The sequence below is a fragment of the Xanthobacter sp. NM-25 genome (assembly GCF_022138605.1).
Lineage (GTDB): Bacteria > Pseudomonadota > Alphaproteobacteria > Rhizobiales > Xanthobacteraceae > Xanthobacter.
Window position 1 is genome coordinate 15,682 of the sequence record NZ_JACBFS010000006.1, and the last position, 20,468, is coordinate 36,149.

The 20,468-nt window shown below is 66.5% G+C and carries 31 protein-coding genes; 20 read left to right on the plus strand and 11 right to left on the minus strand.

The window, feature by feature from the left end; genetic code table 11:
* The first annotated feature begins 18 nt into the window (after nucleotides 1-18).
* The 14 genes from MEU52_RS16665 to MEU52_RS16730 all read left to right on the plus strand — a co-directional run bounded on the left by MEU52_RS16665 (nucleotide 19) and on the right by MEU52_RS16730 (nucleotide 8,105).
* Entirely contained in the window at nucleotides 19-243 is a 225-nt protein-coding gene (locus MEU52_RS16665; protein ID WP_238123414.1) for a 4Fe-4S binding protein, read from the plus strand.
* A gap of 11 nt (nucleotides 244-254) precedes the next feature.
* On the plus strand, nucleotides 255-572 hold the full coding sequence (locus tag MEU52_RS16670) for a HesB/IscA family protein (RefSeq protein WP_238123413.1): 318 nt from the start codon (nucleotides 255-257) through the stop codon (nucleotides 570-572).
* Between the two features lie 34 nt (nucleotides 573-606).
* Complete coding sequence (locus tag MEU52_RS16675) at nucleotides 607-1,158, plus strand: hypothetical protein (protein ID WP_238123412.1); 552 nt, start codon at nucleotides 607-609, stop codon at nucleotides 1,156-1,158.
* Nucleotides 1,151-1,924, plus strand: coding sequence for a 4Fe4S-binding leucine-rich repeat protein (locus MEU52_RS16680; protein ID WP_238123411.1), 774 nt, complete (start codon nucleotides 1,151-1,153; stop codon nucleotides 1,922-1,924). Before MEU52_RS16675 ends, MEU52_RS16680 begins: the two co-directional genes overlap by 8 nt.
* Complete coding sequence (locus tag MEU52_RS16685) at nucleotides 1,921-2,238, plus strand: nitrogen fixation protein NifZ (RefSeq protein ID WP_238123410.1); 318 nt, start codon at nucleotides 1,921-1,923, stop codon at nucleotides 2,236-2,238. Before MEU52_RS16680 ends, MEU52_RS16685 begins: the two co-directional genes overlap by 4 nt.
* Nucleotides 2,238-2,477: a nitrogen fixation protein NifZ gene (locus MEU52_RS16690; RefSeq protein ID WP_238123456.1), complete on the plus strand. Its 240-nt coding sequence runs from the start codon at nucleotides 2,238-2,240 to the stop codon at nucleotides 2,475-2,477. Before MEU52_RS16685 ends, MEU52_RS16690 begins: the two co-directional genes overlap by 1 nt.
* Before the next feature lie 43 nt (nucleotides 2,478-2,520).
* A complete protein-coding gene (locus MEU52_RS16695; protein ID WP_238123409.1) occupies nucleotides 2,521-2,850 on the plus strand; it encodes a DUF3024 domain-containing protein in 330 nt (109 codons plus the stop codon).
* Nucleotides 2,851-2,930: 80 nt separating this feature from the next.
* Nucleotides 2,931-3,191, plus strand: a complete 261-nt coding sequence (locus tag MEU52_RS16700) for a DUF6129 family protein (protein ID WP_238123408.1) — start codon at nucleotides 2,931-2,933, stop codon at nucleotides 3,189-3,191.
* A gap of 5 nt (nucleotides 3,192-3,196) precedes the next feature.
* The gene (locus MEU52_RS16705) at nucleotides 3,197-4,396 is read left to right on the plus strand and encodes a DegT/DnrJ/EryC1/StrS family aminotransferase (RefSeq protein ID WP_238123407.1); all 1,200 of its coding nucleotides are present in this window, start codon (nucleotides 3,197-3,199) and stop codon (nucleotides 4,394-4,396) included.
* A gap of 47 nt (nucleotides 4,397-4,443) precedes the next feature.
* The gene (locus MEU52_RS16710) at nucleotides 4,444-4,761 is read left to right on the plus strand and encodes a ferredoxin (RefSeq protein ID WP_238123405.1); all 318 of its coding nucleotides are present in this window, start codon (nucleotides 4,444-4,446) and stop codon (nucleotides 4,759-4,761) included.
* Between the two features lie 604 nt (nucleotides 4,762-5,365).
* Nucleotides 5,366-5,590 (plus strand): hypothetical protein, encoded by a 225-nt coding sequence (locus tag MEU52_RS16715; RefSeq protein ID WP_238123404.1) that lies wholly within the window; start codon nucleotides 5,366-5,368, stop codon nucleotides 5,588-5,590.
* A 211-nt stretch (nucleotides 5,591-5,801) separates the two neighbouring features.
* Nucleotides 5,802-6,572 carry a 4Fe4S-binding leucine-rich repeat protein gene (locus MEU52_RS16720; RefSeq protein ID WP_238123403.1) on the plus strand — a complete coding sequence of 257 codons (771 nt, stop codon included), beginning with the start codon at nucleotides 5,802-5,804 and terminating at the stop codon, nucleotides 6,570-6,572.
* Nucleotides 6,573-6,746: 174 nt separating this feature from the next.
* Nucleotides 6,747-7,514: a dienelactone hydrolase family protein gene (locus MEU52_RS16725; protein WP_238123401.1), complete on the plus strand. Its 768-nt coding sequence runs from the start codon at nucleotides 6,747-6,749 to the stop codon at nucleotides 7,512-7,514.
* 258 nt (nucleotides 7,515-7,772) lie between these two features.
* A complete protein-coding gene (locus MEU52_RS16730; RefSeq protein WP_238123400.1) occupies nucleotides 7,773-8,105 on the plus strand; it encodes a hypothetical protein in 333 nt (110 codons plus the stop codon).
* Nucleotides 8,106-8,156: 51 nt separating this feature from the next.
* Here the strand turns inward: MEU52_RS16730 and MEU52_RS16735 are convergent, their stop codons facing one another.
* Entirely contained in the window at nucleotides 8,157-8,636 is a 480-nt protein-coding gene (locus MEU52_RS16735) for a hypothetical protein (RefSeq protein WP_238123398.1), read from the minus strand.
* 236 nt (nucleotides 8,637-8,872) lie between these two features.
* Between MEU52_RS16735 and MEU52_RS16740 the strand changes: the two genes are divergently transcribed.
* Together MEU52_RS16740 and MEU52_RS16745 are read left to right on the plus strand one after the other, a co-directional pair.
* A complete protein-coding gene (locus MEU52_RS16740) occupies nucleotides 8,873-9,112 on the plus strand; it encodes a hypothetical protein (RefSeq protein ID WP_238123455.1) in 240 nt (79 codons plus the stop codon).
* Nucleotides 9,113-9,240: 128 nt separating this feature from the next.
* Complete coding sequence (locus tag MEU52_RS16745) at nucleotides 9,241-9,480, plus strand: hypothetical protein (RefSeq protein WP_238123397.1); 240 nt, start codon at nucleotides 9,241-9,243, stop codon at nucleotides 9,478-9,480.
* A 39-nt stretch (nucleotides 9,481-9,519) separates the two neighbouring features.
* Here the strand turns inward: MEU52_RS16745 and MEU52_RS16750 are convergent, their stop codons facing one another.
* From MEU52_RS16750 to MEU52_RS16765, 4 genes are all read right to left on the minus strand, one after another.
* Entirely contained in the window at nucleotides 9,520-9,954 is a 435-nt protein-coding gene (locus tag MEU52_RS16750) for a group II truncated hemoglobin (protein WP_238123395.1), read from the minus strand.
* A gap of 67 nt (nucleotides 9,955-10,021) precedes the next feature.
* Nucleotides 10,022-10,189, minus strand: coding sequence for a hypothetical protein (locus MEU52_RS16755; RefSeq protein WP_238123394.1), 168 nt, complete (start codon nucleotides 10,187-10,189; stop codon nucleotides 10,022-10,024).
* Nucleotides 10,190-10,210: 21 nt separating this feature from the next.
* Nucleotides 10,211-10,549: a DUF6156 family protein gene (locus MEU52_RS16760; protein ID WP_238123393.1), complete on the minus strand. Its 339-nt coding sequence runs from the start codon at nucleotides 10,547-10,549 to the stop codon at nucleotides 10,211-10,213.
* A 59-nt stretch (nucleotides 10,550-10,608) separates the two neighbouring features.
* Nucleotides 10,609-11,118, minus strand: a complete 510-nt coding sequence (locus tag MEU52_RS16765; RefSeq protein WP_238123392.1) for a Rieske (2Fe-2S) protein — start codon at nucleotides 11,116-11,118, stop codon at nucleotides 10,609-10,611.
* A 212-nt stretch (nucleotides 11,119-11,330) separates the two neighbouring features.
* On the opposite strand from MEU52_RS16765, the gene MEU52_RS16770 reads away from it, so the two are divergent.
* Both MEU52_RS16770 and MEU52_RS16775 read left to right on the plus strand, forming a co-directional pair.
* Nucleotides 11,331-11,981: a glutathione S-transferase family protein gene (locus MEU52_RS16770; protein WP_238123454.1), complete on the plus strand. Its 651-nt coding sequence runs from the start codon at nucleotides 11,331-11,333 to the stop codon at nucleotides 11,979-11,981.
* 50 nt (nucleotides 11,982-12,031) lie between these two features.
* Nucleotides 12,032-12,316 carry an aldehyde dehydrogenase gene (locus MEU52_RS16775; protein ID WP_238123391.1) on the plus strand — a complete coding sequence of 95 codons (285 nt, stop codon included), beginning with the start codon at nucleotides 12,032-12,034 and terminating at the stop codon, nucleotides 12,314-12,316.
* A 137-nt stretch (nucleotides 12,317-12,453) separates the two neighbouring features.
* Here MEU52_RS16775 and MEU52_RS16780 read toward each other — a convergent pair whose 3' ends face one another.
* From MEU52_RS16780 to MEU52_RS16790, 3 genes are all read right to left on the minus strand, one after another.
* Nucleotides 12,454-12,855, minus strand: coding sequence for a DUF59 domain-containing protein (locus MEU52_RS16780; protein ID WP_238123390.1), 402 nt, complete (start codon nucleotides 12,853-12,855; stop codon nucleotides 12,454-12,456).
* Between the two features lie 486 nt (nucleotides 12,856-13,341).
* Nucleotides 13,342-13,824 (minus strand): putative porin, encoded by a 483-nt coding sequence (locus tag MEU52_RS16785; protein WP_238123389.1) that lies wholly within the window; start codon nucleotides 13,822-13,824, stop codon nucleotides 13,342-13,344.
* A gap of 53 nt (nucleotides 13,825-13,877) precedes the next feature.
* The gene (locus tag MEU52_RS16790; RefSeq protein ID WP_337927150.1) at nucleotides 13,878-14,579 is read right to left on the minus strand and encodes a xanthine dehydrogenase; all 702 of its coding nucleotides are present in this window, start codon (nucleotides 14,577-14,579) and stop codon (nucleotides 13,878-13,880) included.
* A 461-nt stretch (nucleotides 14,580-15,040) separates the two neighbouring features.
* Between MEU52_RS16790 and MEU52_RS16795 the strand changes: the two genes are divergently transcribed.
* Both MEU52_RS16795 and grxD read left to right on the plus strand, forming a co-directional pair.
* On the plus strand, nucleotides 15,041-15,274 hold the full coding sequence (locus MEU52_RS16795) for a BolA/IbaG family iron-sulfur metabolism protein (protein WP_238123388.1): 234 nt from the start codon (nucleotides 15,041-15,043) through the stop codon (nucleotides 15,272-15,274).
* Nucleotides 15,275-15,377: 103 nt separating this feature from the next.
* Nucleotides 15,378-15,710, plus strand: coding sequence for a Grx4 family monothiol glutaredoxin (gene grxD / locus MEU52_RS16800; protein WP_238123387.1), 333 nt, complete (start codon nucleotides 15,378-15,380; stop codon nucleotides 15,708-15,710).
* A gap of 261 nt (nucleotides 15,711-15,971) precedes the next feature.
* Here the strand turns inward: grxD and MEU52_RS16805 are convergent, their stop codons facing one another.
* The 3 genes from MEU52_RS16805 to lpxC form a co-directional block, all read right to left on the minus strand.
* The gene (locus MEU52_RS16805) at nucleotides 15,972-16,466 is read right to left on the minus strand and encodes a hypothetical protein (protein WP_238123386.1); all 495 of its coding nucleotides are present in this window, start codon (nucleotides 16,464-16,466) and stop codon (nucleotides 15,972-15,974) included.
* 125 nt (nucleotides 16,467-16,591) lie between these two features.
* Nucleotides 16,592-18,943, minus strand: a complete 2,352-nt coding sequence (locus tag MEU52_RS16810) for a capsular polysaccharide export protein, LipB/KpsS family (protein WP_238123385.1) — start codon at nucleotides 18,941-18,943, stop codon at nucleotides 16,592-16,594.
* A 510-nt stretch (nucleotides 18,944-19,453) separates the two neighbouring features.
* Complete coding sequence (gene lpxC / locus MEU52_RS16815) at nucleotides 19,454-20,386, minus strand: UDP-3-O-acyl-N-acetylglucosamine deacetylase (RefSeq protein WP_238123384.1); 933 nt, start codon at nucleotides 20,384-20,386, stop codon at nucleotides 19,454-19,456.
* Nucleotides 20,387-20,468 lie beyond the last annotated feature (82 nt).

Below are 20,468 nucleotides of genomic sequence, written 5' to 3' on the forward strand. Positions count from 1 at the left end.
GCCAAAGAGGACCCAGCCATGGCGCTGAAGATCGTCGCCTCGCAATGCACCAGTTGCTCCGCCTGCGAGCCCGAATGCCCGAACGTGGCCATTTTCGAGAAGAACGGCACCTTCGTCATCGACCCCAAGAAATGCACCGAGTGCATCGGCCATTTCGATGCGCCGCAGTGCGCCGCCGTCTGCCCGGTGGACGACACCTGCATCATCGACACCTCCTATCCCCGCTATCAGCCGCCCGCGTAGGACCTGCAACCATGAATTTCACCCTCACTCCGGCCGCCAAGAAGTTCATTCGCCTGATGATCATGGCCGATGGCGGCCCGGGGGCCGGCTTCCGCATGGCGGTGTCGCCGGGCGGCTGCTCCGGCCTCAATGCGGACATCTCCGTGCTGCCGCAGCCCACGCCGGGTGATGCCGTGGTGGAGCGCGAAGGCATCAAATTCTTCCTGCCCGCGGAGAGCCGCCTTCTGCTGGAGGGCGTGACGGTGGACTTCACCGACACCGCCGCCAAGACCGGCCTGGTGTTCCACGATCCCAAGGCCACCGGCACCTGCTCGTCCCACGCCCATTGAGCGCGAGAGCGATGGCCAGCGGGGATGAGCGCGGATGACGACGGCCCATTTGGACGACGATTCCGACACGCTCACCCCCGAGGCGCTGATGGCCAGCGCCGTGATGGGCGGCGGCCTGCCGGCCGACGCCCAGGATCACCTCTGGGAGGCCGGCCTCGCCTACCAGCAGGACGAGGTGGCGGAGCGCCATCTGCGGGCGGCGGAGGCCATCGCCCCCGGCCACGCGGCGGTGCTCATCGGCCTCTACCGGTTCTATTTCTACAAGGGCCGGCTGCGGGAGTGCCTGGAGATCGCCCGGCAGTGTCTCGCCAAGGCCCAGCGGGAGACCAACCTGCCCGCCGACTGGCGGGAGGTGCGGCCGGGCGATGCGGAGTTCGACCGCTTCGACCGGCTGATGCCGCGCTTCTTCATGTTCACCCTCAAGGGCTACGCCTATCTCAACATGCGCCTGGGGGAACTGGAGGAAGGACGACAGGCGGCGGAAAAGCTGCTGCAGCTCGACCCCAGCGACAAGATCGGGGCGCGATTGCTGATCGATGTGTTGGACCGGGCGGAAGCCGCCCGAGCGGAGCAGGACGATGACTGACGACATCGACGAGGCGAAGGACTGGCGCGGCGAGGACATCGACTGTGCGAACTGCGCCCATGGCGACCTGCTGGCGCAGGGCCGATGCCGCCTGAAGCACGCCTGCGTGCATGACCGCTACGCCCGGCGCATCGACCGCTTCTTCAACTGGAATCCGGCGCTGGCCAACGGCTATGTCCGGCATCCCCATTTCGAGGTGCGCGCCATCGCCGCCAAGCACGCGGATGTGTTCGTGCTGCCGCCGCTACTGGACGACCCGGAAGAGACGGTGCGCTGGAACGCCGCCCGCCGGCTGCCGAAACGCCTGATCCTGCGGCTGCGCCAGGATCCGCACCGCGAGGTGCGCATCCGCATCGTCTCCCTGCTGGAGGATGCCGACCTCATCCCCATGCTCGCCGACGCCGATTACTACGTGCGTCTGGTGGTGGCCCGCCGGGTGGCTCCGCCGCTGCTGTCCCGCCTCGTCACCGACGAGGAAGCGGAGGTGCGCAAGGTTGTGGCCCAGCGCCTGCCGGCGGAATGGCTGCCGGCGATGATCAATGACCCAGTCGCCACCGTGCGGCTGGAGGTGGTGCAGCGGCTGCCCGTCGACCTGCTCTCCAGCCTGATCCGCGATCCCGACTGGCGGGTGCGCTACGAGGTGGCAGGGCGCATCGCCGTCGACCAGCTCGGCGCGCTCTTGGAAGATGCTGACGATTTCGTTCGAGAGATGGCGCGTTCCCGCCACGAGGGTGGGCCGCAGCTTTTGAAGGAGATGCCGCGATGAGCAATATTGTCCGCGACAGCGATGTGGTGGAAATCTCCGAGCCGCCATACTTCTCCTTTGGCGAGAAGGTGAAGGCCAAGCGCGTCATCCGCAACGACGGCACATATGCCGGCAAGGAGATTGGTGAGGTCCTCGCCCGCAAGGGGGAGATCGGATACGTGGTCTCCATCGGCACCTTCCTGCAGCAATTCTATATCTACGGCGTCGAATTCACCGAGAGCGGCAATCGCGTCGGAATGAAGCGCAAGGAACTCGAGCCCGCCTCGCCGCGGGAAGAAGAAGACATCCCCCTGCCCGGAGTGCCCAGCGCATGATGTTCGAGCCACGGATGCCCAAATACGACTGGGGCATGAAGGTGAAGACTCTCATCGAACTCCACAACGACGGCTCCTATCCCGACGCGCCGGCCGAGGCGCTGCTGGTGGGCCTCGGCGCAGTGGGGGAGATCGTCCAGGTTGGTACCCATACCGAGAGCAATACGCCGATCTACCTGGTGGAGTTCAACGAACGCCTGGTGATCGGCTGCCTCGAAGAGGAGATCGAGCCGGCCTGAGCGGTGCGGCACGGCGACCGGTCACAGACGAAGAGACAGCCCCATGGCGCCGCCGGCCCACCCCAATGAATTCGACCGCAAACGAATCGAGCGGGCCATCCGCCAGCGCCGCCGCTACCGCTATGTGGAGCCGAAGGTGGTGGGCGCCGACCACGGATACCGCATCGAGAGCGCGTGCTGCTCGCGCAACGTGGATCCCGATGGCGGCGTCGTCGACATCGCTCTGGTTCTGCACGATGCCGACAGTGGGAATTGGCATCTTTTTCGCAAGAACCACGGCGCGGACACGTGGGAGCTGGACAGCATCCATCCCCGTCTCCCGCCCCTCCTGGATCTCCTCAACGAGGACCAGGACCGCAAATTCTGGCAGTAGCCGCCGGCGCTGCCACACCGGGCCACCAGCGGCCGACACCCGCGGCGGCCCGGCGATCCGCGTGCACTGGAGTTGAAGCCATGGCTGTGAGCGAAACCGAACTGTCGGAAATCGAGGAGGTGCTCGCGGCGCCGGATCTTGCCCCCGCAGCGGTCAGCGCGCTGCGCCAGCGCTTTCCCAAGCTGTCGTGGACCCAGTGCGATGCCTCCGACGTGGGCGAGACGCCGTTCCGGACCTTCCCGCTGTTCGACCTGCACCTGCTCGACACCGCTGACCACTGCGCGCAGATCACCGCCGATCCGACGCGTGCCACCGGCATCATTCTCGCCAAGCGGAGCTGAGTGTCATGATCGAGCCGGACCTTGTCGCAGACCCGACGGACGACCTGGACGACGCCGCGGAAGCGGCACTGATTCCGTTGTCCGACCCCGACATCACCGTGGGTGAGCTCGAGGCCGTCGCGGCCGCGCTGCAGGCGCCCCGGCTGTCCAGCGGCCCCACGGTCGAGACCTTCGAGGCCGCGTTCGCCGATTATCTCAGCCGCAAATATGCCATCGCCGTTCCCAGCGGCACCATGGGTCTGCTCATGACCCTGCAGGCGTATGGCATCGGGCCCGGGGACGAGGTGATCGCATCCCCCTATTCCTTCCGCGAGACGGTGCACGCGATCAGCCTTGCTGGAGCCCGGCCGGTGTTCGCCGACATCGACTATTGGGCGGGCACGCTGGTGCCAGAGAAGGCCGAGGCGCGGATTACCGAGAAGACCCGTGCCATTGTCGCCGGCAACACCAACGGCCATCCGGCGGCCTGGACCGGCCTCCAGGAGGTGGCCACCCGCCACCGGCTGCACCTCATCGAGGATTCCACCGAGGCCATCGGCTCGCGCTACAAGGACGCGCTGGTCGGCACGTTCGGCGACACCGCGGTGTTCGACTTCTCCCAGCCTTCGCCCCTCACCTGCGGCGAGGGCGGCATGGTGGTGACCGACGACATCGACATCGCGGTGGCGTTGCGGCGCTATCGCAGCCATCGGCTCGACGAGCGCTCGTCGGTGGTGGTGAGCATGACCGCACCCTACCAGGCGGCCATGAGCGACGTGACCGCGGCCCTCGGCCTCGCCCAGCTCAACCGGCTGGAGGAGATCCTGGAGCGGCGCCGCTATGTGGAGCATCTCTATTACAAATACGTCCAGTCCTTCGAGGGCATCAAGGATCCGTTCATCGGCCCCGACGTCACCGAGGTGAACTGGTTCTTGTACGCCGTGCACCTCGGCACCCGCTTTTCCAAATCGAGCCGCGACGCCATCGTCGACGACCTCAAGGTGGAAAAGGTGGAATCCGCCGCCTACAGCACGCCGCTCCATCTTCAGCGTCATTATTTCGACCTCGGCTATCGCCGGGGCGATTATCTCGTCACGGAAAAGGTCGCGGATCGGGCCATCGCCCTGCCGTTCCACACCCACCTCACCGAAGACGAAATCGAGTTCATCGTCGCAACGATGAAGGATGCCTCCATCAACGTGGGGGCGGGCTCCGCCATCTACTAGGCATCCTCAACATCCAAGCAAAAATCTGGAAATGACAGGAGCATTTGATGTCCTCGGTGACGATTAAGATTCTCCCCGCCGGCAAGACCGTGGAGGCGACCGAAGGTTCGAACTTGTTCGAGGTACTCACGGCCATCGAGCCCCGCCTCGCCGATCGGCAGAAGAGCGACAAGGACGGCAGCTTCGGCCACGTCTTCATTCAGGAAGGCCGCAAGGGCCTGTCCAAGACCTCCCGCGAGGAGAATGAAAAGCTCGACGCCATCGTCGGTGTCGGCTCCAAGTCCCGTCTGGCCGACATGGTCACGGTGCTCGGCACCGAAAATGTGACGGTGGAGCTGCTCGGGTTCGACTACGCCGGCCTGTGAGTCTCTTCCGGCCGGCGCGGCTCGCCTGCGCCGGCCTTCTTTTCAAGCCGGACACACCGCGCTGCACTTTTCGGCGCGTAGGGTGTTTTTATTTTTCATCAGTACATATAACTTGATTTTCATAAAATTTATTCTTGATCTTCGCGCCTCACATCCGGATAATTACGGATAGTCAAAGGGCGAATGGCATGAAGCGCACGCTCCCCTGTGCGCAATCCAGCCACCACCTCGCGACGCTGAAGCCGCTCCGCGCGCTGTGTTGTGGCGCAGGCGGCAGCGATGCCAGATACGTCTTGCGCAGGCATTGAAGATGTCTTGTGAAGGGATCGTCATCGGGAAGTCAACGCAGGCGCGGCGCGCGCTCCACGGACGGACAAAGAGCGTCAACCGCTATCCGAGCGTCAGGCTTGTCCAAATTGAAACATGCGCGCGCTGTTAGCGCGCTGATCCAGCGGCAGCGCCGACCAGCAGATCGCTCCGCAGATTAACGAGAACTTACGCGCAGCGGACACACGACCACGCGCGGGACCACTCACCGGAAGAGCCGCGCCAGATTTGGCCGGCGATACACATTAGGCAACTCACGCGCACCAGGAGATTTCAGATGGACGATCAGAAAATCCTCATCCACGCCCGCTTCTCTCCGAACGGCTCCGTCGTCGAGATCAGTGAACGCCCGACCAGCCTGACTGCTCAGGAATGGTTCGACTACCTCGCCAACCATGCCGGCACCACCTATCAGGCTCTCGCCGGTGGTCGTGGCATCTACCGCCTGGCGGCTGCGCAGCTCGCGGATTTCAAGGCCCCCTTCGACTCGAAGGCCGCGTGATCGCGCCGTTTCTGTCTAAGGCGTGATGGCGGTCGCGACAATTGGGGGGAATACGTAGGCCCTCCGTGCGTGGCCGCCACCGCATCGGGCGAGGCCCCAGCATCCACCGCGGCTCTGCGTCGGATGCCGCCCGGCCGACCTCGAAGCGCCCCTGGGCCGCCCCTGTTCAAGCCCCCACATCCTCGCTAGCCTTTCGGCACGGAGGACGCACATGGCGGAGCAGAGCGAAGCGCGAAACGAAGCCCTGGATTGGCAAGGCCGGCCGCTGCGCTGCCAGGACTGCCCCCATGAAGACATTCACGCGGAAGGCCGTTGTGACCTGGGCGCGGTCTGCGTGGCCGATCGGCGCAGCCGGCGCATCGAGAACTTCTTTCGCCGCAACGAGGCTCTGGCCGAGCGTTACTTGCGGCATCCCTATTTCGAGGTCCGTGTTCTCGCCGCGCGCCATGCCAGCCTGTTCGCACTGCCGGCGTTGCTGAACGACCCCGAGCCCGACGTTCGCGCGGTCCTGGCGGAACGCCTCCCCCTCAGCCGGGCGCGGCCTCTGCGCCGCGACCCCGATCCGCAGGTCCGGGCCGTGTTGGCCCGTCGGTTGGAGGGCCCGGAGCTCACCACCCTGCTCCAGGATCCCGATTATGGGGTGCGCATGGTGGCTGCCCGTCGTGTCACGCCCGATGCGCTCGTCCTTTTGGTGCATGATCGCGAGGCCGAGGTCCGGCGCATTGCGGCGCGCCACGCGCCAGACCACCTGCTGCTGCGCTTCGTCGGGGACGAAGATGCGCTGGTGCGGCTGGAGGTGGCCCGGCGTCTTGCCCCCAACCACCTGCACCTGCTGCGCGACGACCGCGACATGCGGGTTCGCCACGCCGTCGCCGAACGCCTGCCCCTGTCCGAACTGGCGGCGCTTCGCGACGATCCCGTCGACGAGATCGCCGAACTGGTGCGGGCACGGCTCTCGGCATCGGCACGCGACGGACTGTAATTACGGCCCAAGGCCAGACCTCAAAGCACCGCGAAAGATATTGCATCAATATAATAAAATCTTCGATCATAGAATACGATCATTATTGGCCCCTTTTCTGCATCCCCACAAGTGTCGAGTGGCGGAACGAGCAAACCTGCCCCTCTCAGAAGACGCTCGAGAAGTGAGGATGCCATGATCGAATTGAGCACAGGCGACAATCAGGTCTTTTCCGCTTATCGGGCCGATCCCGAAGGCGCCCCGCGCGGCGCGGTGGTCGTTCTCCAGGATGTCTTCGGCGTGACCGCGGATATCCGCAAGCTGGCCGATGGCTTCGCCGCCGCCGGCTATGTGGCGGTCGCCCCGGCCCTGTTCGACAAGGTGAAGGCGAGCACGGAGCTCGATTGTTCCGACGATGGCGAGAGCGCCGGTCGTGGCCTGGTGGCGGAAGTGGGCACGGAATGGCCGCTTTCCGCCATTCAGGCCACGGTGGATTCCGTGCAGGACGCGGGCAAGGTGGCGGTGGTCGGCTTTTCCTGGGGCGGCTACCTCGCCTATCACGCCGCCAACCGGGTGCGCGGCCTGGCCTGCGCCATCGGCTATTACGCGGGCGGCATTCTCGACGGCGCGCGGGAAAAGCGGCGGGTGCCCACCCTGCTCCATTTCGCGGAGCATGACGCCTATCTGCCCGAGGAGGACATCGTCCAGTTTCGCGCCGCCCGGCCGGATGTCTCGGCGTTCCTTTACCCTGGCGCGAGTCACGGCTTTTCCTGCGCGGCCGGCGCCACTTACGATGCCAGCGCGGCGCAGGCAGCGCAGGAGCGCACGCTGTTCTGGATCTCCCAGTACGTGGTCGGCCAAGGGCCCGTTCTGCTGAAGAATGCCGGCGCCTATGCCCAGGCGAAGACCGACAAGAAGGGCCGCAAGCAGGCCGACAGCGACATGGGTCCACCCGACGCCTGAGGCGACATGGGTCCACCCGACGCCCAAGGCGTCATGGGTCCACCCGACGCTTGAGGCGCCATGGCCGGCTGGGGCGCAGGCGCAGCCCCAGCCGGCGGTTGTAAGCGCACGTCGCCCTGCTATCCTGTCGTACACGCGACACCGAACGCGGGTTTTGGGCGATTTTCTGCGGGCACAGGCCGGCATGACTGCCGGACAACTGCGGCTGCGGAGATCTTCTCCGGCCGCGTCGCGCCCCTCCCGGCAATGAGGTCCGCCATGAGTGTGATCACCCATGATTTCGGCGGCGACAAGCGACGCGCCACCCGCCGCTTTCGCACCCTGCTCAAGCTGGACGCGCTGCATGAGGCCAATATCGAGGCCAACCCCCTGCCCTATCTAGAACGGGCCAGCGAGCGGATCTTTCAACTGGAGCGCACCATCTTCGAGGCGCTCCTCGCCGCGCGACCACCGGTCCCCGCACCGCCGCAGGACCCCCATGCGGCGCTCGTAACCATTGATGCGGCGGAATATGAAAGGCTGCGCGCCTGCGTGGCGCTGCTCGAGGCGGCCCATGCGGAGCTGGAAAACCCCGACGACGACGGCGAGTGACAGGCCCGGGGTCGCCCCGGGCCCTTCAGGGGCGGCCTTATGGGCGTGCCGTTATTGCACCGCCGGCGGCGTCCATTGATAGAGATCGCCCCATCCGCTGGCCGCATGCACCTCATGGGTGAAGCCCAGGCTGCCCAGGGCGTGCACCAGGCCCTGCTGTTCGCCAGCCTTGACGCTGGCCAGAACCGCCACCTTCTGCTGCTGCAGCCCCGCCATGAGCTGGGCAAACAGATCGCCGCCGCGCACGTCCGGGGCCAGCGCCACATAGGACACATGGATCGCCGGATTGTTGCGCAGGCCCCACTCCAGATCATCGCGCCGGGCCAGCAGCGCCGCCACGATGCCCTTCTCGTCGTCCACCGCCACTGGCGTCAGCCCGGAGGTGCAGCAGGCCATCAATTCCGACAGCATGCTCTCCTGCGCACGCTCATCCTCAAGGGCAAAAGGCACATCCGCCGAGATTTGCCGCAACAATCCCCACAGGCCCTGCACGTCGTCCATGCCGGCTATGCGCTGTGTCAATTCAGCCATCTGAATCTCCAATAGATTATAATATTGTTCTATTATACTTGAATTTCTCTCCCTCAAAAATAGATAAAGAAAATATTCGCAAAATACGATCTCGCCGCACCCGCGGGGCGACCGGCCGCGCCGCGCCGGAGGCCGGGGGCGCGCGTTTTGGCAAGAACCTTTTGGCAAGAACCTTGCTGGGACAACCAGACCCCGGGACCACGCCCCGGGCGCATGTTCGGAGATCACGCATGTCCATGACTGAGGGCTTTTTCGTCGATTGGGATGGCAACATCCGCAGCACCAACGACCCCGGTGGCGGCTACCTGTGCGAAACCGACAGGGTGGCCCGCTATGTGGCGGTGACCACCAAGACCGGGACGCTGGTGCACGAAGGCACCTTCTACAAGAGCTTGGGCGACGTGGAAAAAGCCGGCATCAAGGCGTCCCTGGTGCCGGGCTCCCATCCCTGGGGCACCAAGGAAGACGGCTTCTGAGGCGCGGTGCCCCGTGCGCTGCCGATGGCCCCGCTGCGCTGGCGTTCCCCCTGCCGCCGGCGCATGCTCAATGGCGGATGCGCCGGCCTCACAGCGGCCGCGCGTCCACCCCTGCTGAGAGGTGATCGATGCTCCCGACGACCATTCTCATCGACGAAGCGCCCCGTTGCGTGGTGCGGCCGAACGACATGAAGGCGCTCAACCGCTTTATCAAGAACGCAAAACCCTATCTCCTGGCGGACAATCCCGATGGCAAGATCACCCATCGGGGGGCGCTGGAGGACGAGGCTGCGCGATGGCAGGCGGGCTTTGCCCTGCACAAAGCCTGGGGTGGAGAGGACGAGGATTATTTCGGCGTCCCGCTTTAGCGCCCCGCCGGCGGGCTCAGCCCCCGGCGAACGCCGGTGTCACGGATGGGCGTGATGGCCCCGGGTATCATGCGGATTGTCGGCCGTGTTGCGCATCCAGTCGGCGAGCTTCGCCATGGCGCCGAACAGCTCGTCGCGGGCGGTGGCATCGGCGATGGTCTCATCAAGGGCCCCGCGCATGCATAGGAGCCAGGCGTCCCGCTCCGCGGCGCCGATGGGAATGCGCATGTGGCGCTGGCGCAGGCGCGGATGGCCCTTCTCCGGCGAATAGAGCTTCGGCCCGCCGGTCCATTCGGAGAGATAGCGCTTCAGCACCCGCTTGGTCTCGCCCAGATCCGGCGCATGCATGCCGCGGATGTCCTGCGCCTCCGGCAGACGGTCCATGCGCGCGTAGAAGGCTTCGACCAGGCGGTCGATGGCCACGTCACCGCCCATGCGCGCGTACATGGTCTGGGTCTCAACGACGTCGGACATGTCATCCCTCGACTTCACACGGTCCACACCCGCCCGCATGGCAGCCGCGCCACCGGCGGGCGCCGGCTCATTCGTCCATGTTCGGCAGCAGGATCACTTCCGCCGGGGCGCCGGCCCCCTGCTCCTCGACGAACTCCAGCCCGCTCACCAGCGACAGGCCGCCATCGGCCTCCATCAGCACCACGGCCTCGGGCGGCATCTTGCCCAGAGCGTCCAGCAGCTGCGCAACCGTCATCCGCCCCTCCTCGTTCCGCCGTCAGGCCTGCGCCACCGGCGCGCCCTGCGCATCGAAGCACAGCACCACCGGATCCTCGTCCACCATGGTCACCTCCGCACGGCGGAGCTGGCCATTGTCGTGGTAGCTGTAGCGGTGGGCCAGTTCGATCTCGCCATACACCATCTTGTCGAAGCCCGTGAGGCCGCCGGCCGCGTCAAAATAGGCGCGGATGAAGGTGTTGCGATGATTCAGCTGCGCTTCGGGAATGTGTTCCACCAGCTTGAAGGGCATCTTCACGCCGGTATAGGTCACATAATAGGCGCATCGCTCCGCCTGCTCGGCTGCCGGCTGCGGCGCGCCCGTCTCCAGAGAATCCATGTGTGCTGCACTGCCTCCCAGCCGGACGGGGGCGGGAAACCACCCGTGGCGCCTCCCCCTCAATCGGGGGAGATCATGATTTCCATGGTGTCGTCGAGATCGTCGTAGGGGAAAGGGCGTGCCTCCTCCTCCACCAGCTCCACGCCGCACAGGCAGACATCGCCGCCCACCACCGCCAAAGCGATGGGCTCAAGGTGCTGGTCCTTGCACGGCCCCTCGGTGCACACTCCGCTTTCGATGTCGAACAGGGCGCCGTGCCGGCCACACCGCAGCTGCGTGCCGTCCTTGTTGAAGAACTCGCCGCCGCCGATGTTCAGCCAGGTGCCCTGGTGGGGGCAGGCGTTCACGAAGCCCACGGCCTCTTTCGCTCCTGTGCGGATGACGACAATGCGGAACGGCCGCGCCTCGCCTTCGGCACCGACCCGGGAAAGATTGAAGGCCTTCGCCTCACCCGGATCGATGTCGTCGATCTCGCAGATGGCGTAAACCTCGATCTCTTCGCCGGCCGCTCCTTCAGTCGCCGGTCCCTCAGCCGCAGTCCCTTCAGCCGCAGTCCCTTCAGCCGTCATGGCTCATCACCTTCCAAGCGGACGCGCAACGGCGGCACCGAGACGCCCCGGCGTTTGCGCCACAAGACCTGTCGCGATTGGCACATTCCTGTCGGATTTACTCCCGGCGGATGGCGCCAATACAGAATTGACCCGATATTTGCATGAACCATGCCGGGCTTCGGCCTTATCGATCGCGAGCAGGCAAGGACCGCGGCAGCAGCATGGCCAACATGAAATTCTACATGACCCCCGGATCGTGCTCGACAGCGATCCATATCGTGCTCGAAGAGCTTGAAGAGGTGTTCGAGGCGCACATCGTCAACCTCCCGGCGGGCGATCATTTCAAGGCCGATTATGTGGCCATCAACCCCAAGTCCACCATTCCCGCCCTGGTACGGCCCGATGGCAGCGTGCTCACCGACATGCTGGCCATCGCCTTCTGGCTGGCGCGCAGCCGCCCCCGCGCGGGGCTGTGGCCGGCGGAGCTGGAGGCGGAGACCCGCGCGCTGGAAACCATGGCCTATGTGGTGAATACCGTGCACGGCCAGGGCTTCGCCCGCATCTTCGCCACCCCCTCCTTCGCCGGCACTGCCAGCGACCAGGACAAGGTAAAGAGCCTCGGCCGGGACATCGTCACCCAGGGCTTCGGCATTCTCGACAAGGTGCTGGAGGGGCGCCCCTATATTGCCGACACCTTCTCCGTGGCCGACCCCATCCTGTTCTACGTGGAGTTCTGGGCCGACAAGACCCATGTGCCCCTGCCCCCCAATCTCGCCGCCCATTACCGGCGCATGCTGGAGCGCCACACGGTGCAGCAGGTGCTGCGGGAGGAAGGCTACAACGTGGCACTGCTGGGCGGCGCGGCGCGTGTCCTCAACTGAGCCCCGCGACCCCACGCGGGGTCACGCGGCCGCAATCGGGAAGCTGAACCATGCCTGAAATGCTGCTGGTGGACGAAGCCAATCGCGATGACCTGTCGCGCAAGGCCGGGCTGTTCCTCTACACGCAGACCCGCCTGTGGCTCGACAATGGCGAGGTGCACCGCGCCGACGGCCCCGCCCTTCTCTCCCCTGACGGGGTCGAGCGCTGGTATCTGCATGGCCAGGAAGTCACGCGCGCGGTGAAGGATTTCTTCGCGGCGCAAAGCTGGCCCCTCGGCACCGGCCTCGACACCTGCGAAAAGCGGGCGACCTTCGCCCAACACTTCGGCGCCTGAAACCGCGCACGGGCTGCGGGCGGCTCCTGCCGCTCCCACCCGGTCGGCCATCCGCGGAGCACGGCCCCCGCCCGCGAAACCTGGAGCACCGAGCCCGGGGCACGGGACCCAGCCCCGATCGGGGGCGGCCCCTCAGGTCACAGCAGGCCCAGCTCCAGCTGGACTTCTTCCGACATGCGGGACTTGTCCCATGGCGGATCGAACACGAGATTCATCTTCACCTCGCTAACCCCCGCCACCACGTCGACCGCCTGCTGCACCCAGCCCATCATGGTGCCGGCGACGGGGCAGCCGGGCGCGGTGAGCGTCATGTCGATCTCCACCACGCCGTCCGGCTTCAGGTCGATACGATAGACCAGCCCCAGGTCATAGATGTTCACCGGGATTTCGGGATCGTTCACCGTGCGCAAGGCCGCGACGATCCCTTCGAGCAGCGCCGCATCCTGCGGCGCGAATTCGGCATAGGAGGTCTCGGCCCCGTCCCGATAGAGCGAGGGCGCCGAAGGGGCGTCGAAGCCGTAATCTATGTTCTCCGTCATCTGCCAGTCGCCTCCAGCAACCTCACCGGCACGGGCCATCGGCACCGGGCCGAGCCGCCTCGCCTTCGGGGCGCGGCAACGCAGGCGCCAGTACCCCTCGGCCAAGGCCGTGCCGCGCCCGCCCTCGGCGACGCGCGGCAGATTGAAAATCCCACCCCCGGATCTGATATGGGTCGCTCCCCCGCATTCGGCGAGGGTGCGATCGGGCCCGTTCTCCATGCTCCGGAAATGCCGGCTCCGCCCCACCAGGCACCTCCGCCGGACCCCTCCGCGCCGCGGCGCGAAGCCGCCGTTCGTCGCAGCATATGCGACATCGGGCCGGCCCATCCGCGACAACGCCGCAGCCTTGTCGCCACCATGAGAGGCCTGCAAAGCTGATGCCAAGACAACGTGCCGAGACAACGTGCCGAGACAAGATGCGAGAACAAGATGGCATCACGTCCGCGCCGACCAGGGGCGGACGCCAGCCCGGCGCTGCGCCGGCGCCTAAGCCTCCAGCCCTTCCGCAAGCGCCGCCACCACCGGCCAGCCGACTGCGCCGGTCGGGTCCAACACCTTGAGCGCGGCGAGCTTCTCGGCCGCCGCCTCGGGACGGCTCTGGCGCAGATGAATGAAGGCCAGGGCCTTGAGGGTGTAAAGGGCGAACCGGCCGGCGCCCTCGGGCAGGAGCGGTTCCGGCAGCCATTTGCGCCAGTCGGTGTCCCAGCCGGCCTGGGTTGCCGCCTCCTTCAGCCCCCCGTCGGCCGCCCGCTCCGCTTCCTCCAGATTCCCCTGGTAGGTGTGGATCTTGTAGAGGCAGAAATAGGTGGGCAGTTCATGGGGCGCGGCGGCCAGCGCCTGGCGGAACAATTGATCCGCCTGGGCCCGATCGCGCCGATAGGCGATGACGCCCTGCTGCAGCAGGGCGTTGATACCGGGCGGCAGGTCCCCGAAATTGATGACATCCGTATTGGGGAACAATTCGATCATGAACAACGGCCTGTTCTGAAAAGTGGCCGCGGCGTGGGATGTGGGAACCCGCCTCAGAAGATCGAGCGCAGCTCCTTCTCCGTCGCCTTGGCCTTGCGAAAGGAGAGCGCCCGGCTCACCGCCTTGGAAATGATAAGGGCGCGGGCATCGAGCCCCGTCCAATTGGCGTTGCGCCCGCGCGGATCCAGCTCCAGCAGTTTCACGCCGGCGGGCACCTCGGTGCCGTCTCGCACCACGCCGCGCACCATGCCATCGAACGGGGCGCGCACCGGAATGCCCCCCAGATGACCCACCAGGAAGTCCTTGTAGACCCGGGTTCCGATCTCGATGGCGCTGTGCCAGCGCCCGGCCACCTCGGCATGAACGAAGCGCTCGGAGCGGCTACCGCCGAGCGGGCGGGCCACCCCGTCGGGGGCGTCGGTGGAGCCGTGCTGGATGATCTGGCCTTCCTTGCCCGGCCGCGTCTCAATGGCGACATCGCAATTGGCGCCACCGGTGAAGCCCGGCCCGAGCCCGATGGTGAGCCGCGCCAGCCGGCGCAGGTCGGGGGTGACCTGGTATTTGTTCATCCGCGCATCCACCAGAAGGTCGATGGAGCCGATGACCAGGAGATCCAGCAGGCCGAGATGGGTCACCATCACCCGGCCATCGCGCTGCGACAGGCCGCGGCGGATCTCCATGCCCGTATCCACCCGGGTGGCGGCGATGCCGTCCACATCCACGCCGTCGTCGAACAGCGCGTCGTGAAACGCCATCTTGCGGCGGATCACCGGCGGCATGGGGTCGTGAGAGAGAACAACGCCGTATCCAGACCGATACAGCTTAACCGCCACCGCCGAGGCGATCTCATTGGTCCCGAGGATTGTCGCGAACGCCGGAGACCGGCGGCGGTCCTCATGTCGTGTTTCGCTCATCATCCGTCTCTCATCGCAAAGCTCGAGACCGGCAAGCAAGACACGGGCCGTTCTTCCCACCCGACACGACCGCTCGCCTGCCGCCCGGCTGGAACGGCCCCGGACGCGCCGCGACGTCGCCATGTCGCGAAGGCGACAGCAGGGATCGCGCGAAGGCGACAGTGGGGATCTCGCGAAGGCGACAGCGGATGCGGCAGAGCACCACTGGCCGTGCATTTTTCCTGTGCTGGCCAATGCTTGCCCGCTTCGCCCGCGGCTGGTGCCGAGTTTGCATGCAACAGCCGAGCAAAGGAGCACAGCCCATGGCCATGGACGGAGCCGAAATCGAGCGGTTGGTGAAGACCGCCCTGCCCGACGCCCACGTCGTCATCGTCGACCTCGCCGGCGACGGCGATCATTATGCCGCGCGCATCACCTCAGAGGCCTTCAAGGGCAAGAGCCGCGTGCAGCAGCACCAGCTGGTCTATGCCGCGCTCCAGGGCCAGATGGGCGGGGCGCTGCATGCCCTCGCCCTGGAGACCATCGTTCCCAAATGAGTCCCCCAGCTGCGCGCAAGGCGGGGCGACCCGACGGATCCCCCGGCGCGCGCAGCCCGCATTCCTCACTGCATTGCCTCACTCTGATTGCAGGATTTATCCCATGTCTGCCACATCCGATCGCATCCAGGAGATCATCGACAGCGCCGATGTCGTGCTGTTCATGAAGGGCGTGCCCCAGGCCCCCCAGTGCGGCTTCTCCGCCGCCGTGGTGCAGGTGCTGGGCCAGCTGGCGGTGCCGTTCCGCTCCGTCGACGTGCTGCAGGATTTCGAGGTGCGGGAAGGCATCAAGGCCTTCTCCAATTGGCCCACCATTCCACAGCTCTACATCAAGGGCGAGTTCGTCGGCGGCTGCGACATCGTCCGCGAGATGTTCCAGGCGGGCGAGCTGGCGGCGCTGCTGAGCGAAAAGGGCATCACCGCGCCCGCCGCCTGACCCCTGCCGTCCTTCCCTGCCGCACAGGAACGCACCCGAAGCACGGGGCGCGCGGCAAGCCGGCGCCCAGACCGGGCGCCGAGTGCACGCCGACAGGTCTGAACGTGGCCCGAAACGACAACGGCACCGTGGGCCAGATGGCTCACGGTGCCGTCACCTCTTCCCACTCCCGCCGTGCCGGAGATGCTCATCCACGGCAGCCGAAGCAGACCCTTCAGGGGCGCGCCCACATGAAAGCGCGCTCACGCAGCCCGGCGGAGATCAGGGCGCGGTGACTGCGGCACTGACCGCGCCGGCGGCCCATTCCTGGGGCGTGACGCCGGCGGCCTGGGCCTTCTTGTTGACGCCATCCACCACCGTGGGTGCCAGCGGAATGTCGAGGATCACCGCATCCTCGGTCTCCAGGCTGTACACCGTGCGCACCACGCGGCCGGCGAAGGTGCGCATGCGCTGCAGCTTCTGGGCGTCGGAGAGGGTGGCGTTCGCGGCCACCTCGGGGCAATAGGTGCTCACCAGATTGTCGATGATGAGGGCGCGGCTCATGCCGCCCGCCTGCAGCTTCTGCACGGCGGCATTGAGCACTTCCGGCTTGTCGAGCGGGTCGCCGGCGGCCAATAGAGCCTTCATCTCGCCGGTGGGCATGTGCCCCTCGGGCAGCCAGCCGCATGTGAACTTGGCCGGCGCGGCAAGGCCCAGCTGCGGCAGAGCGCACAGCGCAGCGGTGGTGACGGCAACAAAGAGAGACGCCTTTTTCATGTCGGATCCCGCACTTGAAAGCCCTGCGGCAAAGATCTCATGTGCTCTTGGCACGGGGCGCCGCAGAATGCAATGTCGGGAATGGCCTCGCCAAAGCCCTCGCGGCGCCGATGATCTGGGCGCCGTCAGCCTCGGCGCGCCGCGATATAGTCGATGAGGTCTTCCACTTCCGCCACCGCCTGTCGCTCGGGGTGGAAATAACGGGAATGCGCGATATAGGCCGCGTGGAAGACCGCCTCCAGATCCCGCGCCCGGCCGCGCCGTTCCAGCGTGATGCAGTCTTCGGTCAGGCCCCAGCCGGCGTAGAAGGGCAGCCCGAAGCAATGCACCCGCTTGCCGGCGAGCAACGCCTCGAATCCCAGTTGCGCGGTGACCACGAACACCTCGTCCACCTGATCGAGCAGAGCGTAGGCGTGAATATCGTCCTCGATCACGAGAACCTTGTCGGCCAACCCCAGGGCCGCCAGTTGACCGGCATCGAGATGACTGACAGGCGCCCCCGCGGCCGGGCTCGACGGACGCTTCAGCAGAATGTCGCAATCGCCACAGGTGGCCACCACCTCCTGCAGCATGCGCGGGAAAGCGGTCGCATCGACGCCGCCGGCGGCCACCAATGGGTCGGACAGGGGCTGATCCACCACCAGCACCTTGCGCCGGCCCGCAGTGCCCACGGAGGGCGGGCGATCGGGCGCCACATTGTCCTGCGCCACCCGCAGACGCACCATCTGGTCGATGGCCGCCCGCGCCCGCGCCCGCGCCTCGGCGGTGAGGTCCGGCCCAGCCGCCAGCCAGCGCTCCAGGCGCGTGGGCTGCCGGGCGTCATAATAAGCGGTGCGATCATCGAGCACGATGGACAAGCCGGGAGCCTCCTCCCCCTCCGGCGCGCCGATCAGGCCGGCGGCGAGGCTCGCCGTCGACCGGCCGAGGGCGCGGGCAGCCTCCGCCTGCGCCGCCACCTCCGGGCTATCGGCAACGCCCCAGCGCAGGAACAGGTCCACGGAGGCGATGGGCTTGAGATGGGCGACGCCGCCCACGCTTTCGACACGGGTACGGGCATTAAGAAGGGGCAGAAGATGGGGCTGGCGCGCCTCCGCCAGCTCCGGCAGCGGCGGCACGCCGATCACGTCGAGCCGCTCACCGGCGAACAGGCGCTCCACGGCGGAAGCACGCGGCACCAGCATGTGCTCGTCGGCGGCCAGCTGCGCCAGATAGCGGCCGATGCGGGCCGAAGCCAGACCGTCGAAGGCGCCGGCGCCGAACATCTCCGCCGCCCATGCCATGCCGCTTTCGGGATAGGTCCAGCCGCCCGCCAGCATGCGTTCCAGCACCGGCTCCATCTCCGCCACGTTGCGCGCCGCGGGAATGCCCACCTTCTCCCAGAGCTGGTCGAACTCCACATATTTCATGGACAGCGCCGGCCGCCCGAGCAGCGCCGCCTCGAACAGCATGGTGCTGTTGACCGAGCTGACCACATCGGCGTGAAACAAGGCTTCCTCGGGGGTCACCAGATAGCAATGGGCGTCATCCACCGCCCCAAGGCCGGATTTGGTGAGAAGGTTGCGCGTCTCCGGGCCGAGAACATCGTCCTTCGAGGGAGGCAGTCGCACCAGAAGCTGCGCCCCGCGCGCTTCCAGATAAGTGAACAGATCCTCCACCGCCTGGCGCTGCGACTTGCGGGCCATGCGGGTGTCGAGCTGCGAATCCAGCGGCTGGGTGGCGAACAGCACCAGCTTGCGGTCGGGGTCCAGTCCATAAAGCCGGCAGAACTGCGCCCGCGTCAGCGCAGGCTGATAATCGGCATAGACATCGAACTTGGGCGCGCCGACGACCTTGAAGCGATCCGCCGGATAGCCGCGTTCCAGAAAGATTTCGCGCTGCAGGGCGCCCCAGCCGAGGATCACATCGGCCATGGGAATGGAGGCTTTTGCCGTGGGGTCCCAGTAATATTTACTGCGATCCACGAACACCGATTCATGGGGAATGAGGATCTTCGGAATTTCCAGCTCTTCGCAGACACTGGCGATGACATGGGTCACCGGCGTCCAGTCGAAGGTGAAGATGATGCCGCGAATATGGCGACGCATCTGTACCAGGCGTCGCACTACCAGGCGCCGGTAGCTGTCCGTATTTTCCTGCGCGAAGCGAAAGATGGCGCGGCGCGTGGTGTTATCCTCAATGCCGCTGAACATGTCGAACGGCACGAGCTCGTAATCGTTGCTGGTGCCCAGCCGGGCGATCAGGGCATCGGTATGCTCGGTGATCCACGGCATGTAGAGGAAGACCGCCTTGCCCGTGGCGAAGTGGCGCTTGGTTTCCACCGACAGATGCGGCCGATACCAGCGGGGCACTTGAACCGCCACCTGCGTGCCCTCTCGGGCGGCCAGTTCGGCCTTGGTGGGTCCGCCCCCCAGGGCGCGCGGCAGCACCTTGCGCAGGGCCGAGGAGGTTTCGGAAACGAACTTCTTCAGAGCGCCCATCGCCCAATCCTCTCAACAGCCGGCATCCCGATGCGATCGCGTGGTCGCGGCTCGGTCCACTTGAGCACGAAAGGTTCACCTTTCCCTTCGCACAGGCACAACAGCCCACCCAGGGCGCAAGGCCGCCAACGCCGGTCGCCCCGCGACAGCCTTGGCATGCGCCCGAGGCGCGGTGCGGTTCTGAAAACGATGCGCCCCCTGCCCCATGCGTCGTCCGCCGGACTTCGCGCGGGATCGCCTCGCGACGGACGCGGCTCTAGTGCCGCCTGTCGCCAGCACTGTCAATGCCGCCCCCACAACCCTGCCGTGCAGGCTGCAGGCATCGCCCGCACGGGCGGCTGGATGGCGGCACCCGGCTCCGGAACGGGGCACAGCATGGTGAGGACGATCCGGCCTCAAAACGAAACCGCCCCGGGCCGGCTGGCGCGGGGCGGCATCAAACAGGAACAGGGCGCGGGCAACGCGACGGGGCGCCTCACCGCTCGGGCGCGGGCAACGCGACGGGGCGCCTCACCGCTCGGGCGCGAACACCGGCACCGGCGCGGCTCCCACCAGCTCGGCGGCGACGCGATCGCGCACCGGCTGGGCCGCCTCCACCACCGCATAAGCGGAGCGATCGGCGAGCAGGGCTTCCACCATGGAGAAATTCAGCTTGTGGCCACCGCGAAACGAACGGTAGCGCGCCAGCAGCGGCAGGCCGGCCAGGGCCAGATCACCCACCGCATCAAGGGCCTTGTGGCGCACGAACTCGTCGGCGAAGCGCAGGCCATCAGAATTGAGGATGCCGCTGTCATCGAGGCAGACGGTGTTTTCCAGGGCCGCACCGCGGGCGTAGCCGGCGGCGCGCAGGCGCTCCACGTCCTTCAGAAAGCCGAAGGTGCGCGCGCTCGACAGCTCCCGGCGGAACACCGAGGGCGCCATGGTGGCTGCGAAGCGCTGACGACCGATGGCGTCGTGGGCAAACTCGATCTCGACTTCCAGTCGGAAGCCGGCGTCATAGGGCAGGAGCTCGCCGAAGGCCGCCCCGTTCTCCACCCGCACCGGCTTGAGAACCTTCAGATATTTCCGACGCCCACGCACCGTGGCAACGCCAGCGGCGTCGATGGCCTCCACGAAGGCGGCGGCGCTGCCGTCCAGGATCGGCACTTCCGGGCCGTCGATCTCCACCACGGCATTGTCGACACCGAGCCCGCTGAACGCCGCCAGCAGATGCTCCACAGTGGAGACGAGAGCGCCGGAGCGATCCCCCAGGACGGTGGCGAAATCAGTGGCCTGAACCGACTTGTGAGACACGACCGCCTTGCGCGGCGCGCTATCGGCGAAGGAGCGAATGAAGACGATACCCGTATCGGCAGTGGCCGGCTTCAGAGTAAGGGTCGCCTCGACCCCGGCGTGAACGCCGGCCCCCTTCAGGGCAATCTCGCGAGCCAGAGTGGTCTGCATAATCGGTGTCGTCCCATGCTCGGGGAGCACCGGCCATCAGATGGCCCCAGGCTCTCCCACAAAGCTCCACCTTGCCTTCCCA

Excerpts from the sequence above, each read along its gene's own strand:
- MEU52_RS16685 (WP_238123410.1), top strand. The coding sequence starts at position 1,921 with ATGAGCAATATTGTCCGCGACAGCGATGTGGTGGAAATCTCCGAGCCG.
- MEU52_RS16735 (WP_238123398.1), bottom strand. The coding sequence starts at position 8,636 with ATGGCTGAATTGACACAGCGCATAGCCGGCATGGACGACGTGCAGGGC.
- MEU52_RS16710 (WP_238123405.1), top strand. The coding sequence starts at position 4,444 with ATGTCCTCGGTGACGATTAAGATTCTCCCCGCCGGCAAGACCGTGGAG.
- MEU52_RS16680 (WP_238123411.1), top strand. The coding sequence starts at position 1,151 with ATGACTGACGACATCGACGAGGCGAAGGACTGGCGCGGCGAGGACATC.
- MEU52_RS16805 (WP_238123386.1), bottom strand. The coding sequence starts at position 16,466 with ATGAAAAAGGCGTCTCTCTTTGTTGCCGTCACCACCGCTGCGCTGTGC.
- MEU52_RS16695 (WP_238123409.1), top strand. The coding sequence starts at position 2,521 with ATGGCGCCGCCGGCCCACCCCAATGAATTCGACCGCAAACGAATCGAG.
- lpxC (WP_238123384.1), bottom strand. The coding sequence starts at position 20,386 with ATGCAGACCACTCTGGCTCGCGAGATTGCCCTGAAGGGGGCCGGCGTT.
- MEU52_RS16740 (WP_238123455.1), top strand. The coding sequence starts at position 8,873 with ATGACTGAGGGCTTTTTCGTCGATTGGGATGGCAACATCCGCAGCACC.
- MEU52_RS16810 (WP_238123385.1), bottom strand. The coding sequence starts at position 18,943 with ATGGGCGCTCTGAAGAAGTTCGTTTCCGAAACCTCCTCGGCCCTGCGC.
- MEU52_RS16665 (WP_238123414.1), top strand. The coding sequence starts at position 19 with ATGGCGCTGAAGATCGTCGCCTCGCAATGCACCAGTTGCTCCGCCTGC.
- MEU52_RS16690 (WP_238123456.1), top strand. The coding sequence starts at position 2,238 with ATGTTCGAGCCACGGATGCCCAAATACGACTGGGGCATGAAGGTGAAG.
- MEU52_RS16745 (WP_238123397.1), top strand. The coding sequence starts at position 9,241 with ATGCTCCCGACGACCATTCTCATCGACGAAGCGCCCCGTTGCGTGGTG.
- MEU52_RS16795 (WP_238123388.1), top strand. The coding sequence starts at position 15,041 with ATGGCCATGGACGGAGCCGAAATCGAGCGGTTGGTGAAGACCGCCCTG.
- MEU52_RS16765 (WP_238123392.1), bottom strand. The coding sequence starts at position 11,118 with ATGACGGCTGAAGGGACTGCGGCTGAAGGGACTGCGGCTGAGGGACCG.
- MEU52_RS16730 (WP_238123400.1), top strand. The coding sequence starts at position 7,773 with ATGAGTGTGATCACCCATGATTTCGGCGGCGACAAGCGACGCGCCACC.
- MEU52_RS16750 (WP_238123395.1), bottom strand. The coding sequence starts at position 9,954 with ATGTCCGACGTCGTTGAGACCCAGACCATGTACGCGCGCATGGGCGGT.
- MEU52_RS16670 (WP_238123413.1), top strand. The coding sequence starts at position 255 with ATGAATTTCACCCTCACTCCGGCCGCCAAGAAGTTCATTCGCCTGATG.
- MEU52_RS16785 (WP_238123389.1), bottom strand. The coding sequence starts at position 13,824 with ATGATCGAATTGTTCCCCAATACGGATGTCATCAATTTCGGGGACCTG.
- MEU52_RS16720 (WP_238123403.1), top strand. The coding sequence starts at position 5,802 with ATGGCGGAGCAGAGCGAAGCGCGAAACGAAGCCCTGGATTGGCAAGGC.
- MEU52_RS16725 (WP_238123401.1), top strand. The coding sequence starts at position 6,747 with ATGATCGAATTGAGCACAGGCGACAATCAGGTCTTTTCCGCTTATCGG.
- MEU52_RS16705 (WP_238123407.1), top strand. The coding sequence starts at position 3,197 with ATGATCGAGCCGGACCTTGTCGCAGACCCGACGGACGACCTGGACGAC.
- MEU52_RS16775 (WP_238123391.1), top strand. The coding sequence starts at position 12,032 with ATGCCTGAAATGCTGCTGGTGGACGAAGCCAATCGCGATGACCTGTCG.
- MEU52_RS16700 (WP_238123408.1), top strand. The coding sequence starts at position 2,931 with ATGGCTGTGAGCGAAACCGAACTGTCGGAAATCGAGGAGGTGCTCGCG.
- MEU52_RS16790 (WP_337927150.1), bottom strand. The coding sequence starts at position 14,579 with ATGGCGTTTCACGACGCGCTGTTCGACGACGGCGTGGATGTGGACGGC.
- MEU52_RS16780 (WP_238123390.1), bottom strand. The coding sequence starts at position 12,855 with ATGACGGAGAACATAGATTACGGCTTCGACGCCCCTTCGGCGCCCTCG.
- MEU52_RS16770 (WP_238123454.1), top strand. The coding sequence starts at position 11,331 with ATGAAATTCTACATGACCCCCGGATCGTGCTCGACAGCGATCCATATC.
- MEU52_RS16755 (WP_238123394.1), bottom strand. The coding sequence starts at position 10,189 with ATGACGGTTGCGCAGCTGCTGGACGCTCTGGGCAAGATGCCGCCCGAG.
- grxD (WP_238123387.1), top strand. The coding sequence starts at position 15,378 with ATGTCTGCCACATCCGATCGCATCCAGGAGATCATCGACAGCGCCGAT.
- MEU52_RS16760 (WP_238123393.1), bottom strand. The coding sequence starts at position 10,549 with ATGGATTCTCTGGAGACGGGCGCGCCGCAGCCGGCAGCCGAGCAGGCG.
- MEU52_RS16715 (WP_238123404.1), top strand. The coding sequence starts at position 5,366 with ATGGACGATCAGAAAATCCTCATCCACGCCCGCTTCTCTCCGAACGGC.
- MEU52_RS16675 (WP_238123412.1), top strand. The coding sequence starts at position 607 with ATGACGACGGCCCATTTGGACGACGATTCCGACACGCTCACCCCCGAG.